15 protein-coding genes are annotated in these 13,117 nt (G+C 62.4%); 8 read left to right on the top strand and 7 right to left on the bottom strand.

The window, feature by feature from the left end; genetic code table 11:
• Positions 1 to 212: 212 nt before the first annotated feature.
• The 6 genes from ACGYLA_RS11225 (at position 213) to ACGYLA_RS11250 (ending at position 5,568) form a co-directional block, all read left to right on the top strand.
• A complete protein-coding gene (locus ACGYLA_RS11225; protein WP_067262214.1) occupies positions 213 to 773 on the top strand; it encodes a F0F1 ATP synthase subunit delta in 561 nt (186 codons plus the stop codon).
• Complete coding sequence (gene atpA / locus ACGYLA_RS11230; protein ID WP_209218275.1) at positions 774 to 2,312, top strand: F0F1 ATP synthase subunit alpha; 1,539 nt, start codon at positions 774 to 776, stop codon at positions 2,310 to 2,312. It abuts the gene before it with no gap.
• Between the two features lie 15 nt (positions 2,313 to 2,327).
• The gene (locus ACGYLA_RS11235) at positions 2,328 to 3,209 is read left to right on the top strand and encodes a F0F1 ATP synthase subunit gamma (RefSeq protein WP_394432462.1); all 882 of its coding nucleotides are present in this window, start codon (positions 2,328 to 2,330) and stop codon (positions 3,207 to 3,209) included.
• A gap of 18 nt (positions 3,210 to 3,227) precedes the next feature.
• Positions 3,228 to 4,652, top strand: coding sequence for a F0F1 ATP synthase subunit beta (gene atpD / locus ACGYLA_RS11240; protein WP_209218274.1), 1,425 nt, complete (start codon positions 3,228 to 3,230; stop codon positions 4,650 to 4,652).
• 12 nt (positions 4,653 to 4,664) lie between these two features.
• Positions 4,665 to 5,105, top strand: coding sequence for a F0F1 ATP synthase subunit epsilon (locus ACGYLA_RS11245; protein WP_394432464.1), 441 nt, complete (start codon positions 4,665 to 4,667; stop codon positions 5,103 to 5,105).
• Positions 5,106 to 5,217: 112 nt separating this feature from the next.
• Positions 5,218 to 5,568 (top strand): H-type lectin domain-containing protein, encoded by a 351-nt coding sequence (locus tag ACGYLA_RS11250; protein WP_067262736.1) that lies wholly within the window; start codon positions 5,218 to 5,220, stop codon positions 5,566 to 5,568.
• 75 nt (positions 5,569 to 5,643) lie between these two features.
• Here ACGYLA_RS11250 and ACGYLA_RS11255 read toward each other — a convergent pair whose 3' ends face one another.
• Positions 5,644 to 6,663, bottom strand: a complete 1,020-nt coding sequence (locus ACGYLA_RS11255; protein ID WP_394432466.1) for a ribose-phosphate pyrophosphokinase — start codon at positions 6,661 to 6,663, stop codon at positions 5,644 to 5,646.
• A gap of 102 nt (positions 6,664 to 6,765) precedes the next feature.
• On the opposite strand from ACGYLA_RS11255, the gene ACGYLA_RS11260 reads away from it, so the two are divergent.
• Both ACGYLA_RS11260 and ACGYLA_RS11265 read left to right on the top strand, forming a co-directional pair.
• The gene (locus ACGYLA_RS11260; RefSeq protein WP_394432468.1) at positions 6,766 to 7,362 is read left to right on the top strand and encodes a 2-hydroxychromene-2-carboxylate isomerase; all 597 of its coding nucleotides are present in this window, start codon (positions 6,766 to 6,768) and stop codon (positions 7,360 to 7,362) included.
• Positions 7,359 to 8,156, top strand: coding sequence for an alpha/beta fold hydrolase (locus ACGYLA_RS11265; protein ID WP_394432470.1), 798 nt, complete (start codon positions 7,359 to 7,361; stop codon positions 8,154 to 8,156). The genes ACGYLA_RS11260 and ACGYLA_RS11265 overlap by 4 nt, the downstream gene beginning before the upstream one ends.
• 4 nt (positions 8,157 to 8,160) lie before the next feature.
• Here ACGYLA_RS11265 and ACGYLA_RS11270 read toward each other — a convergent pair whose 3' ends face one another.
• The 6 genes from ACGYLA_RS11270 to ACGYLA_RS11295 all read right to left on the bottom strand — a co-directional run bounded on the left by ACGYLA_RS11270 (position 8,161) and on the right by ACGYLA_RS11295 (position 13,033).
• Positions 8,161 to 9,195: a threonine aldolase family protein gene (locus tag ACGYLA_RS11270; RefSeq protein ID WP_394432472.1), complete on the bottom strand. Its 1,035-nt coding sequence runs from the start codon at positions 9,193 to 9,195 to the stop codon at positions 8,161 to 8,163.
• On the bottom strand, positions 9,195 to 9,665 hold the full coding sequence (locus tag ACGYLA_RS11275; RefSeq protein ID WP_394432474.1) for a YcgN family cysteine cluster protein: 471 nt from the start codon (positions 9,663 to 9,665) through the stop codon (positions 9,195 to 9,197). Before ACGYLA_RS11275 ends, ACGYLA_RS11270 begins: the two co-directional genes overlap by 1 nt.
• Positions 9,662 to 10,594: a bifunctional riboflavin kinase/FAD synthetase gene (locus ACGYLA_RS11280; protein WP_394432476.1), complete on the bottom strand. Its 933-nt coding sequence runs from the start codon at positions 10,592 to 10,594 to the stop codon at positions 9,662 to 9,664. Before ACGYLA_RS11280 ends, ACGYLA_RS11275 begins: the two co-directional genes overlap by 4 nt.
• Before the next feature lie 62 nt (positions 10,595 to 10,656).
• Positions 10,657 to 11,100, bottom strand: a complete 444-nt coding sequence (locus ACGYLA_RS11285; RefSeq protein WP_067267345.1) for a MaoC family dehydratase — start codon at positions 11,098 to 11,100, stop codon at positions 10,657 to 10,659.
• 89 nt (positions 11,101 to 11,189) lie between these two features.
• Positions 11,190 to 12,062 (bottom strand): TIGR01459 family HAD-type hydrolase, encoded by an 873-nt coding sequence (locus ACGYLA_RS11290; RefSeq protein WP_394432478.1) that lies wholly within the window; start codon positions 12,060 to 12,062, stop codon positions 11,190 to 11,192.
• A gap of 50 nt (positions 12,063 to 12,112) precedes the next feature.
• Positions 12,113 to 13,033: a manganese-dependent inorganic pyrophosphatase gene (locus ACGYLA_RS11295; RefSeq protein WP_394432480.1), complete on the bottom strand. Its 921-nt coding sequence runs from the start codon at positions 13,031 to 13,033 to the stop codon at positions 12,113 to 12,115.
• Positions 13,034 to 13,117 lie beyond the last annotated feature (84 nt).

Consider the following 13,117-nt stretch of genomic DNA (forward strand, 5'->3'; position numbering starts at 1 on the left):
GGCATTTTTCTGCGGCAAAGAGCCGCGATAGGCCGCAGCCCTTGCAATATTGCAGCACGCCGCGACATTACCTGCCTATACTGTGTTGCCGGGCGTGAACCTGTCTGCTACATCGCCCCTGATTTAGACGTCTTGGGTAACTTCAAGCCGCGCCAACTGCTGGTGACGCGACATCTTCGCATATCCGGCGCTTATTGAACGAGAGGATGGACGTGTCCGAACCTGCTTCCATTTCCACCGGTATCGCGGAACGTTATGCGACAGCCGTGTACGATCTGGCCCGCGAGGCCAATCAGGTCGATGCCATCGAGGGCGATCTTACCGCGCTTGAAGCGGCATTGAACGACAGCGACGATTTTCGCCGCCTGACCACTTCGCCGCTCTATACCCGCGAAGAGCAGGAGCAGGCGATCAAGGTGCTGGCCGAAAAGATGGGCCTGACCAAGACCATGGCGAACACGCTGCAACTGATGGCGCAAAAGCGCCGCCTGTTCGCGCTGCCCGCGCTGGTCAAAGCGCTGCGCGAGACCATTGCCGAAGCCAAAGGCGAAATCACTGCCGAGGTCACCACGGCCAAGGCACTGACGAAGACACAGTCGGACAAGCTGGCGAAATCGCTGACCGCTTCCACCGGCAAAAAAGTATCACTTCATGCGACCGTTGATGAAAGCCTCATCGGCGGTCTTGTCGTCAAAGTGGGCTCGAAGATGATCGACACCTCGATCCGCTCCAAGCTCAATTCCCTCCAGAATGTAATGAAAGAGGTCGGATAAATGGGTATCCAAGCAGCAGAGATTTCTGCGATCCTGAAGGACCAGATCAAGGATTTCGGTCAGGAAACCGAAGTGGCCGAAGTGGGTCGCGTTCTCTCCGTCGGTGACGGTATCGCCCGCGTCTATGGTCTGGACAACGTTCAGGCCGGTGAAATGGTCGAATTCCCCGGCGGCATTCAGGGCATGGCCCTGAACCTCGAAGCCGACAACGTGGGTGTCGTTATCTTCGGCTCCGACCGTGACATTACCGAAGGCGACACCGTCAAGCGCACCAACTCCATCGTGGACGTGCCAATCGGTGACGAACTGCTGGGCCGCGTTGTTGACGGTCTGGGCAACCCCATCGACGGCAAAGGCCCCATCGGCGCGACCAAGCGCGGCATCGCCGACGTGAAGGCACCGGGCATCATCCCGCGTAAATCCGTGCACGAGCCGATGGCCACTGGCCTCAAGTCCGTTGACGCGATGATCCCGATTGGCCGTGGCCAGCGTGAGCTGATCATTGGCGACCGCCAGACCGGCAAGACCGCCGTCGCGCTCGACGCCATGCTGAACCAAGCTCAGGTCAACGAAGCCGCTGGCGACGACGAGAGCAAGAAGATGTACTGCGTCTACGTCGCGATCGGCCAGAAGCGCTCGACCGTGGCGCAGCTGGTGAAAAAGCTCGAAGAGACCGGCGCCATCGACTACTCCATTGTCGTGGCCGCCACCGCGTCCGAGCCCGCGCCGATGCAGTTCCTCGCGCCCTATGCCGCCACCGCGATGGCCGAGCATTTCCGCGACAACGGCCGCCACGCGCTGATCATCTACGATGACCTTTCCAAACAGGCCGTGTCCTACCGTCAGATGTCCCTGCTGCTGCGCCGCCCGCCGGGCCGCGAAGCTTACCCGGGCGACGTTTTCTACCTCCACTCCCGCCTGCTCGAGCGTTCGGCGAAGCTGGGTGATGAAGCCGGCAACGGCTCTCTGACCGCGCTGCCGATCATTGAGACCCAAGGTGGCGACGTGTCCGCGTTTATTCCGACCAACGTGATCTCGATCACCGACGGTCAGATCTTCCTTGAGACCGAACTGTTCTACCAAGGCATCCGTCCCGCCGTGAACACCGGTCTGTCGGTGTCCCGCGTTGGCTCCTCGGCCCAGACCAAGGCAATGTCCTCGGTCGCGGGTCCGGTGAAACTGTCGCTGGCCCAGTACCGCGAAATGGCGGCCTTCGCCCAGTTCGGTTCCGACCTCGACGCCGCGACCCAGCAGCTGCTGAACCGTGGTGCGCGTCTGACCGAACTGATGAAGCAGCCGCAGTACGCGCCGCTGACCAACTCCGAAATCGTCTGCGTGATCTACGCCGGTACCCACGGCTATCTCGACAAGGTGGACATCTCGGACGTTGGCCGCTTCGAAGCGGGTCTGCTGGCGCATCTGCGCAGCAAGCATGACGACCTTCTCAAGGACATCACCAACAACGACCGCAAGGTCAAAGGCGAGTTGGAAGAGAAGATCAAAGCCGCCATCGACGGTTTCGCCGCCGACTTCGCTTAAACGGGAGATAAGGCAATGCCAAATCTCAAGGACCTGAAGAACAGGATCTCGTCGGTCAAATCGACCCGCAAGATCACCAAGGCCATGCAAATGGTTGCCGCGGCGAAACTTCGCCGCGCGCAGGAGGCTGCCGAGGCTTCGCGTCCCTATTCGGAGCGGTTCAATGCCGTGATGGCAGGGCTCGCGGCCAGTGTCGGCGGTTCCGACAGCGCGCCCAAGCTGCTCAGCGGCACGGGTGAAGACAAGGTGCATCTGCTGGTGGTCATGACCGCCGAACGCGGGCTGTGCGGCGGCTTCAACAGCAATATCGCGAAGCTGGCCAAGGCTCATGCCCGCGATCTGCTGGCTCAGGGCAAAGAGGTGAAAATCCTTACCGTTGGCAAGAAGGGCCGTGATGCGCTGCGGCGCGACATGGGCGACCATCTGGTCGGTCACGTCGACCTCAGCGAAGTCAAGAAGATCGGCTATGGCGACGCGCAGAACATCGCGCAGGACGTGCTGAACCGGTTCGACGCGGGCGAATTCGACGTGGCGACGATCTTCTTCGCGAAGTTCGTCAACGTGGTCATGCAAAAGCCGACGGCGCAGCAGATCATCCCCGCCAAGTTCGACGCCGAAGAAGGCGACGACAGCGCAGCGTCCACATTGTTCGACTATGAACCCAGCGAAGAGGCGGTCTTGGCCGACCTTCTGCCGCGCGGGGTCGCCACGGCGATCTTCTCGGCCCTGCTGGAGAACGGTGCATCCGAACAGGGTGCCCGGATGTCGGCGATGGACAACGCCACACGCAACGCGGGTGAGATGATCGACAAGCTGACCATCGAGTACAACCGCTCGCGTCAGGCTGTCATCACCAACGAGCTGATCGAAATCATTTCCGGCGCGGAAGCGCTGTAAGCAAATCGGAGACACGACATGGCAAAAGCTGTCGGTAAAATTACACAGGTCATCGGCGCTGTCGTTGACGTTCAATTCGAGGGCGACCTGCCCGAGATTCTCAACGCGCTCCACACCGAGAACCAAGGCAAGACGCTGGTTCTCGAAGTGGCGCAGCACCTCGGCGAAAACACCGTGCGTGCCATTGCGATGGACGCCACCGAAGGTCTGGTCCGCGGTCAAGACGTGACCGACACCGGCGACCAGATCCGCGTGCCCGTCGGCAACGCGACCCTGGGCCGCATCATGAACGTCACCGGCGAAGCCGTGGACGAGCAGGGCCCGGTCAACGCGGACAACTCCCGCGCCATTCACGGCGAAGCGCCCGAGTTCGCGGCCCAGTCGACCGAGACCGAGATCCTCGTCACCGGCATCAAGGTCATCGACCTGCTGGCCCCCTACACCAAGGGTGGTAAAATTGGCCTCTTCGGCGGTGCCGGCGTGGGCAAGACCGTTCTCATCATGGAACTGATCAACAACATCGCCAAAGTGCACTCGGGCCTTTCCGTGTTCGCGGGCGTGGGTGAGCGGACCCGTGAGGGCAACGACCTCTACCACGAGATGATTGAATCCGGCGTTATCGTTCCCGACAATCTCGTGGATTCGAAAATTGCGCTGGTCTATGGCCAGATGAACGAACCTCCGGGTGCCCGTATGCGGATCGCCCTGACCGGCCTGACACTGGCCGAGCAGTTCCGCGACGAATCCGGTTCCGACGTTCTGTTCTTCGTCGACAACATCTTCCGCTTCACGCAGGCCGGTTCCGAAGTGTCCGCCCTTCTGGGCCGCATTCCTTCCGCTGTGGGCTACCAGCCGACACTGGCGACCGACATGGGCGTCATGCAGGAGCGTATTGCGTCGACCAAGAACGGCTCGATCACCTCGGTTCAGGCCGTCTACGTTCCCGCGGACGACCTTACCGACCCCGCGCCGGCGACCTCCTTTGCGCACCTCGACGCGACAACGGTTCTCGACCGTTCGATCTCGGAAAAGGGCATCTACCCTGCGGTTGACCCGCTCGGCTCCACCTCGCGTCTGCTTGACCCGCTGATCATCGGCGACGAGCACTACAAGGTGGCGACGGACGTGCAGCAGGTGCTTCAGCGCTACAAATCGCTTCAAGACATTATCGCCATTCTCGGCATGGATGAACTGAGCGAAGAGGACAAGCTGACCGTGGCCCGCGCCCGTAAGATCGAGCGTTTCCTCAGCCAGCCCTTCGACGTGGCGAAAGTCTTCACCGGGTCCGACGGCGTTCAGGTGCCGCTGGAAGAAACCATCGCGTCGTTCAAGGCCGTGGTTGCCGGTGAGTATGACCACCTGCCCGAAGGTGCCTTCTACATGGTTGGCGGCATCGACGAAGTGAAGGCGAAAGCCGAGAAAATGGCGGCAGACGCCGCTTAAGGAGCGCTGACAATGGCAGACACAATGCAATTCGACCTCGTTTCGCCGGAACGGCGGCTGGCATCGATGCAGGTGACGGCCGTGCAGATTCCGGGCACCGAGGGCGACATGACGGCCATGGCCGATCATGCGCCCACAATCACCACCCTGCGTCCGGGCCTTCTGCGCGTGGAAGGGCCGGAGGGCACGAGCGAATACGTCGTGACCGGCGGCTTCGCCGAAATCGGCGGTCAGGGCGGCGTGTCTGTGCTGGCGGAACGTGCCGTGGCGCGTGCCGACATGACGCAGGAGCAGATGGACGACATGGTGGCAGAGGCGCATGCCCTCTACACCCGCGCCAAGGACAACTGGGAGAACGAGCCCGGTCCCGTGGATGACGCGGCCAAGCTTCTGGCCGACATGGTTGCCGTTGGCGATCACATCGGTCTGTCGAGCAAGCAGCCCAACCTGTAATGCGTTGAAAATTCGTGAAAAGCCCCGCTTCGGCGGGGCTTTTTGCTTTTCTGCCTCTCGCTGCTGCGGCATCATTGTGCTGTGATCAAAAAAAAGCGGGCAGGCTAGGGATATGAAACGACTGCGCAGCCATACCATCGGCGTGGACAACGGCGATGTCATGCTGTTTTCAGAGTTCGAAGACGGCGGTTCGATGTGGACGGGCCATGGCCAGCGTGAACGCCGCCGCCGGATCAATTTTTCCGAACCCTTCCGAGAGCCGCCCCATGTTCAGGTCACGATGTCGCTTTGGGACATTGATGCCAGCACCGTCACCCGCGCTGACATCTGCGCCGAGGCGGTGACCGAGGCAGGCTTTGACATGGTGTTCCGCACATGGGGAGACACCCGCGTCGCACGGGCGCGGCTGGCGTGGACGGCGATTGGATCACTGGGGGAAGAGGATGACTGGGTCATCGGCTAGGTCCGTCGCTCTGGGGGAGGGGCCTAGAAGGCGCGGGCGGCCCGTTGGGGCCGGCCCTAGATCACAGCACGCGGCTTAGCTCGCGGCATACATCCCGTCATAGATCGGGCCCAGCGTTTCCGCGTCGAACAGCGAGGAGACGGAGGTGCCGTTCCAGATGTTCAGGATCGCTTGGGCGAACATCGGCGCGGTGGGCACGATCCGAATGTTCGGCGCTTTCTTGACCGCGGGCGTCGGCGCGATGCTGTCGGTGATGACCAACGATTTCATGACCGAATTGGCCACACGTTCGACAGCCGGGCCAGACATGACGCCGTGGGTGATGTAGGAGTGTACCTCCTTGGCGCCGTTCTCCAACAGCACTTCGGCGGCTTTGCAGAGCGTGCCCGCGGTGTCGCAGATGTCGTCCACGATCAGGCAAGTCTTGCCCTTCACATCGCCGATCACGGTCATCTCGGCCACTTCGCCCGCTTTCTCGCGGCGTTTGTCGACGATCGACAGGGGGGAGTTGATCCGCTTGGCCAGTTCGCGTGCGCGGGCCACACCGCCGACGTCGGGGCTGACGACCATCAGCTCATCCATACGGTCTTTGAAGGCGTCCTTAATGTCCAACGCGAAAATTGGGGAGGCATAGAGGTTGTCGACAGGAATGTCGAAGAAGCCTTGGATCTGCGCGGCGTGCAGGTCCATGGTCAGGATCCGCTCGATCCCGCTGCCGGTCAGCATGTTGGCGACCATTTTGGCGGTGATGGGCGTGCGCGCCTTGGTGCGGCGGTCCTGACGGGCGTAGCCGAAATAGGGCAGCACCGCAGTGACCCGCGCGGCCGAGGACCGGCGCAGCGCGTCGGCCATGATCATCAGTTCCATCAGGTTGTCGTTCGCGGGGTTCGACGTGGGCTGGATGATGAACATATCCTCGCCGCGCACGTTTTCATAAACCTCGACGAAAATCTCGCCGTCGTTGAACCGTTCGACCCGCGCATCGACAAGGCCGACATTGACGCCGCGGTGCAGCGACATGCGCCGCGCGATGGCCTTGGCAAGCGGCATATTGGCATTGCCTGAGATCAGTTTAGGTTCTGAAGTGCGTGGCATAGGGGCTCCGGGGCAGCGGTAGGTTGCAGATTCGTGACGTTGACACCGCTTAGCATGCGCTTACGGTCGGGCAAAGCTGCACCGCCCCCGAAGGAGAGCCAAATGGCCCGGATCGACTATTTTTTCGCAACGCTGTCACCCTATTGCTACCTCGCCGGGAATCGGCTTGAGGCGATTGCCGAAAAGCACGGGGCCGAGATCGTTTACAAACCTTTCGACATCGTTGCTGCGTTCCCGCGCACCGGCGGTCTGCCCCCGGCAGAGCGTCACCCCAGCCGGAATGAATACCGCGCCCAAGACCTGCCGCGGCAGGCGCGGAAGCTGGGCCTGCCCTTCAACCTCAAGCCCGCGCATTGGCCGACGAATGGCGCGCCCGCGGCCTATGCGGTGATTGCGGCGCAGAATGCGGGCGGGGGCGATTTGGGCAAGCTGACCCATGCCATCACCCGCGCTGTCTGGGCCGAGGAAAAGGACATCGGCCATGACGATGTAGTCCGCGCCTGTCTGAGTGAGGCGGGGTTCGATCCCGCACTGGCCGACAGCGGCTTGTTGCAGGGGGCGGAGACCTATGCCGCGAACCTTGAAGACGCTGTCGTGCAGGGTGTCTTTGGTGCACCGTTCTATATCGTCGGGGATCAGAAGTTCTGGGGGCAGGACCGTTTAGAAGACCTCGATCTGCACCTCGGGGGCAAGCTGTGACCCCAGAAATTAACGCGCGCCGGTTCGGTCACGGCCCGCGCCCGGCCCTGGCGATCCATTGCTCGCTGGCGCATTCCGGCGCGTGGCGGGGGATCGGGGCGGCGCTGTCGGATGAGCTGACCCTGCGCGCCTTCGATCTGCCGATGCACGGGCGCTCGGGCGATTGGGACGGGCAGGGCAATATCCACGACGTGGCGACCGAGATGGCGCTGAGCTTGCTCGAAGCGCCGATGGACCTGATCGGCCATTCCTTTGGCGCGACGGTGGCGATGCGGTTGGCGATCGAGCATCCTGAGTTGGTGCGCAGCATCACGCTGATCGAGCCTGTCTATTTCGCCGCCGCCAAACAGGATGACCCTGAGGCGATGGCCGAATACAACGAACAGAACACCGCCTTTGAGGCGGCTTTGGCCGAGGGCGACGCGGAAACCGCCGCGCGGCTCTTCAATCGGGTCTGGGGCGATGGCACGAAATGGGATCAAATCCCCGAGCCGACCCGCGCCTATATGGTCGACCGCATCGGCTTCATCCCCGCCTCTTCGCCCTTCTTGGGCGAGGATAGCGCTGGCCTGCTGGCGCCGGGCATGTTCGAGCGCGCGTCGATGCCCGCGCTATTGGTTGAGGGCAGCGCCTCTCCCAAAGCGGCCCATGCGATCAACACGGCGCTGATGCGCCGCTTGCCGGACGCGCGGCGCGTCTCGGTCGACGGGGGAGGGCATATGGTGCCCATCACCCATGCCGCCGAGGTCGCCGAAGCGATCCGTGATTTCCTGAAGGACGTGCCGCTGGCGTGAACGTTTAGAAGTGGCTCAGGAACTGGTCGATCTGTTCACGGCTGATCGACCAGTCGCAGACCATGCGCGCCGCGACCATCTCGTCATCGTCGCCGTCCAGCGTGCCGTCCCACAGATAATAGCGCGCGCCTGCTTCATGTAGCTTGCGGTGAATGGCGCGGGGGAAGCGGGCGAAGATCATGTTCGCCGCAGGCTCATGCAGGAATTCCGCCCCCGCCGCGCGCAGCCCTTGGGCAAGATGGGCCGCATTGGCATTGGCCGCCTTGGCTGTTTCCAACCATGTGCCATCTGCAAGGTAGCCCGCCATCTGGGCCGAGAGATACCGATGTTTGGAGAAGAGATGCGCCCCGCGCTTGCGGCGCAACTCGAACTCCCATGCCTTCTTGGGGTCGAAGAAGACCACAGCTTCGACACCCATGCAGCCGTTCTTGGTGCCGCCAAAGCTCACCACATCGACGCCCGATTTCCACGTCATCTCAGCCGGGGTGCAGCCCAAGGCCACCAGCGCATTGGCAAAACGCGCGCCGTCCATATGGACGGGCAGGTCGTATTCCTTGGCCACCGCGGTCAGCGCGCGCAATTCTTCAAGGCTGTGCACCCCGCCGCGTTCCGTGACTTGCGTGATCGACACCGGACCGCGTTGCGGCGTGTGCACATCGCCCGCCACCCGCGCGACGATGGCGCGGCGCAGGGCCTCGGGGGTCATCTTGTCTTCGGTCTCCACCAGCGTCAGCTTGGCCGCTCCGGCGTAGAACTCGGGCGCGTTGCACTCATCCTCTTCGATATGCGCGACCTTAGCGCAAAAGATCGTCTGCCACGGCTGGGTGTAGCAGGCCAGCGCCAGCGCATTGGCCGCGGTGCCGGTGGCAACGAGGTAGACCTCGGCCTCTGGCGCCTCGAACTGCTGCCTGATTTGATCGCGGACCTCATCCATGATCGGGTCTTTGCCGTAGGGCATCGCATAATCGGTATTGGCGGCGATCACGCGCTCCATCACCTTGGGGTGGACGGGGCCGGCGTTGTCAGAGGCGAAAAACATTAGGTGGGCTCCTCGATAATATGGTCTTCCCATTCCTCGAACGGGGTATCAAATTCGGACACGGTATCAAATTGCACGCTGACCCCGGCGTCATGCACGCTGTCGGGCGTGCCGGTCTTAAGCGGGTGCCATTCAGGCAGCGGTTTGCCCTCCCACAGCAGGCGGTACGCGCAGGTTTGCGGCATCCAATAGGCGTGGGTATCAAGGTTGTCGGGGCGCAGCACGATGCAGTCGGGCACGAATTCATGCCGGTTCTCGTAATGCACGCACCGGCAGCTGCTGTCGTCGAGCAGGCGACAGGCGACGCGGGTCAGGGCCACTTCGCCGCTGTCTTCGTCTTCCAGCTTGTTGAGGCAGCATTTGCCGCAACCGTCGCAGAGCGCTTCCCATTCGGTCTGGGACATCTCCGTCAGGGCTTTCTTCTCCCAGAACTTCGGAGTCAGGCCCTTGCGGGGGATCGGATCGCTCATAACGCCGCCAGAATGGTCCGGACGCGGTCGCAGTCCTGCCCCATCTGGGTGATCAGCGCATCGAGGCTGTCAAACTTCTCTTCGCCGCGCAGATGTTCGACCAGCCCGACCGAGAGCGGCGCGCCATAAAGGTCGCCTTTGAAGTCAAAGACATAGGTCTCGATATTGGCTTTGTTCTCACCGAACATCGGGCGGGTGCCGATGCTGGCCGCACCGTGATAGCTGCCCTTATGTGGCCCCTCCAACACGTCGACCAGCACGGCGTAGACGCCGAAGGCGGGCGGGTGCAGGCCGTCGATGGACATATTCGCGGTGGGAAAGCCTAGCTCGCGGCCACGCTGCTCGCCCGAGATCACCGGCCCGTCAATACGGTGCCAATGGCCCAGCATGGCGGCGGCCTCACGCGGCGCGGCGCGGGTCAGTGCTTCGCGGATGGCGGTCGACGACACGGTCAGCTCATCGCGGGCCATCAGCGGGGCGATGGTGACGCCAAAGCCATATTGCGCGCCGAAACGAACCAGATCCTCAGCGGTGCCTTCGCGGCCCTTGCCAAAGCAGAAGTCAGCGCCGACGACCACATGGGCCAGCCCCAGCCCTTCGTGCAGCACGTCGCGGGCAAAAGCCTCGGGCGAGAGGCCCGCCAGAGTGCTGTTGAAGGCCAGTTCATAGAGCCGTTTGACGCCTATTTTTTCAAGCCGATGCGCGCGGGCCTCGCGCCCCATCAGGCGAAAGGGCGGGGCGTCGGGAGCGAAATATTCGCGGGGATGCGGCTCAAAGGTGACGACGCCGAGCGGCGCGTCGGGGGCCGCCTGCTGCGCCAGTTCGATCACCGACCGGTGGCCAAGGTGGACGCCATCGAAATTGCCGATCGCGGCGGTGGCACCGCGATCTGGCAGGTCGACGAATTGATAATCTCGGATGATCCGCATGCGCCTTGCCTAGCCGTGCAGCGGGGCAAGAGCAAGATGCACAGGCGGCGAAAACCGCCCGCTCAGTCGAGCTTGGCCGAGGGTGCGAGCACCGTGGCCTCTCCGGCCAGCACGGGTTTGCCGTCGACCGTACAGCGACAGTCCATTTTCACGCGGCGTTTGGCGATGTCCATGTCGGTCACGGTGACTTCGGCCAGCACCATATCGCCGGGGCGCACGGGGCCGAGGAATTTTAGCGATTGCCCAAGGTAGATCGTGCCATGGCCGGGAAGCTGTTCCCCGATCACCGCCGAGATCAGCCCGGCGGTCAGCATCCCATGGGCGATGCGCCCCTCGAATATCGTCTCGCGGGCATAGTCGTCATCCAGATGCACCGGGTTGCGGTCGGTCGAGACCTGCGCGAAAAGTTCGATATCCATATCGGTCACGACCTTGCGCAGATGGCGCGACATGCCGATTTCGATATCTTCGATGCAGATCGTCCCGCGTGGCATATTGTCCAACATGACGGCTCCTTGGTAACAAAGTGACGCTAGGTTGCGTCGAGTTGCAACTTTATTACTTCGCAGGCGCAGAAAATCAAGCCCTTTCTGGGTTAGCGCAGGAATCCGATGGCATAGGTCGGGGCTGATGCTTCGCGGTCGAGATAGGCGCGGAGTTTGGCTTCGTCTGGCTGCTCGGTCGTGGCGGTTTCCGCGGCGGCCAGCCCCCCGGTGATGAAGAGCGAATCGATCCCTTCGTCCATCGCGCCTTTGACATCCGTCAGGATGCCGTCGCCGATGGCGAGGATGCGGTTGTCGGGGATGTCGACCTCAAGCGCGGCAAGACGGCGGCGGGCGAGGTCATAGATCGGGGCGTGGGGCTTGCCGAAATAGAGGCTTTCGCCCCCCATTTCCGTATAGAGCGCAGCCAGCGCCCCGGCGCACCATTCGCGCACCTCGCCCCGGTCGACCACGATATCGGGATTGGCGCAGAGCAGCTTCAGCCCGCGCGCGATGGCCTGCTCGAACTCGGGGCGCATGACTTCCGGGTCGGCCGTGGCGTCGACAGGACCGGTGCAGACAATGCCCTCGGCCTGCGCCAGCGGGACGGTCTCGATCTCAACCGGGTCTTTCAGGATGGTCAGCGGCTCGAAAAACTTGCGCTCTCCGGGGTGGCCGATGAACCAGACCTTTTCGCCCACGGCCCCCCGGAACATCGCCGACCGCGCGGAATCGCCGGAGGTGGCGATGCTGTCCCATGCGTCTTGCGGCACGCCAAATTGCTGCAACTGTTTCTCCACGCCATCACGGGGGCGGGGGGAGTTGGTGACCAAGACGACCTTGCCGCCGGTCTTGCGATAGGCCTGCAAGGCCGCAACCGCCGCGGGCAGCGCTTTGCGCCCATCATGCACGCAGCCCCAAAGATCGACGAAAAGCGCGTCATATTGATCGGATACGTCGGGCAGAGCAGAGATAATGCGGGTCATGGGGCGGCCTTTCAAAAAGTGAGGGCGGGCACTTGGCCCGCCCGATTGGCTTACATCTTGAGGTTCGGGATGATCTGCTTTTTACGGCTCATCACACCGGGCAGCACGACCGTGTCGCCGGAGACCTCAGCGCCGAAGCTCTGCTCGGCGATGTGTTTGACCATGTCGTTGGGCACCAAAAGCGTCGCCTCTTCTTTCAGAATGTCGACGATGAACAAAAGCACCTGCGCGGCACCGTCGGCTTCGGCCACTTTGGGCATCTCGGCCATTAGCGCGTCCTTACGCTCCAGCAGCGGCGCGGGGGAGGTGGTTTCCAACACGCTCACGCGCAGGTTGGTGCCATCAAGGTCGAAGCCCTTGCTGTCCATGCGCAGTAGTTCCGCTTCGCTGAAGGCGGAGACATCGGATTTCGCGGCGAACATTTCGGCCGCGTAATCCGTAATATCGACGCCGAGATCCTGCGCGATGTCATGGGCGATGGCGCGGTCTTCTTGGGTGGTGGTGGGGCTGCGGAACTCAAGCGTGTCCGACAGGATGCAGGACAGGGCCGCGGCCTTTACCCCGCGCGGGGCCTGCGCCCAATCCTTGCCGATCATTTTGTACATGATCGTCGCGGTGCAGGCGAGCGGCTGGATGTTGATCTCGATCGGGCCGCGTGTCTCAAGCCCTGCCACCAGACGGTGGTGGTCAATGATGCCGGTGATATCGGCGTCATTGATGTTGTCGGGCAGTTCGGCGGGGTTGTTGGTGTCGACGATGACAACCTTGATGTCGGCTTCAAGCTCGGTCAGGATTTCGGGCTTTTCGAGGTCCCATTTGTCGAGCATGAACAGCGCTTCGGTATTCGGCTCGCCCAGCAGGACGGGTTTGGCGGGGGTGCCTTTGATCTCATTGAGATACCACGCCCAAACGATCGGGCTGCCGGTGCTGTCGGTGTCGGGGGATTTATGGCCAAAAACAAGCGTTGTCATGGGGCGGTCCTGTCTGTTCGGGTGGATTTGCGCGCCTTATAGCAGGTTGAATAGGCTTGTCACCTGCGCGCGCTGCAATGCGGC

Origin of the sequence: Sulfitobacter sp. 1A13679, assembly GCF_043557115.1 — a bacterium.
Taxonomy (GTDB): domain Bacteria; phylum Pseudomonadota; class Alphaproteobacteria; order Rhodobacterales; family Rhodobacteraceae; genus Sulfitobacter; species Sulfitobacter faviae.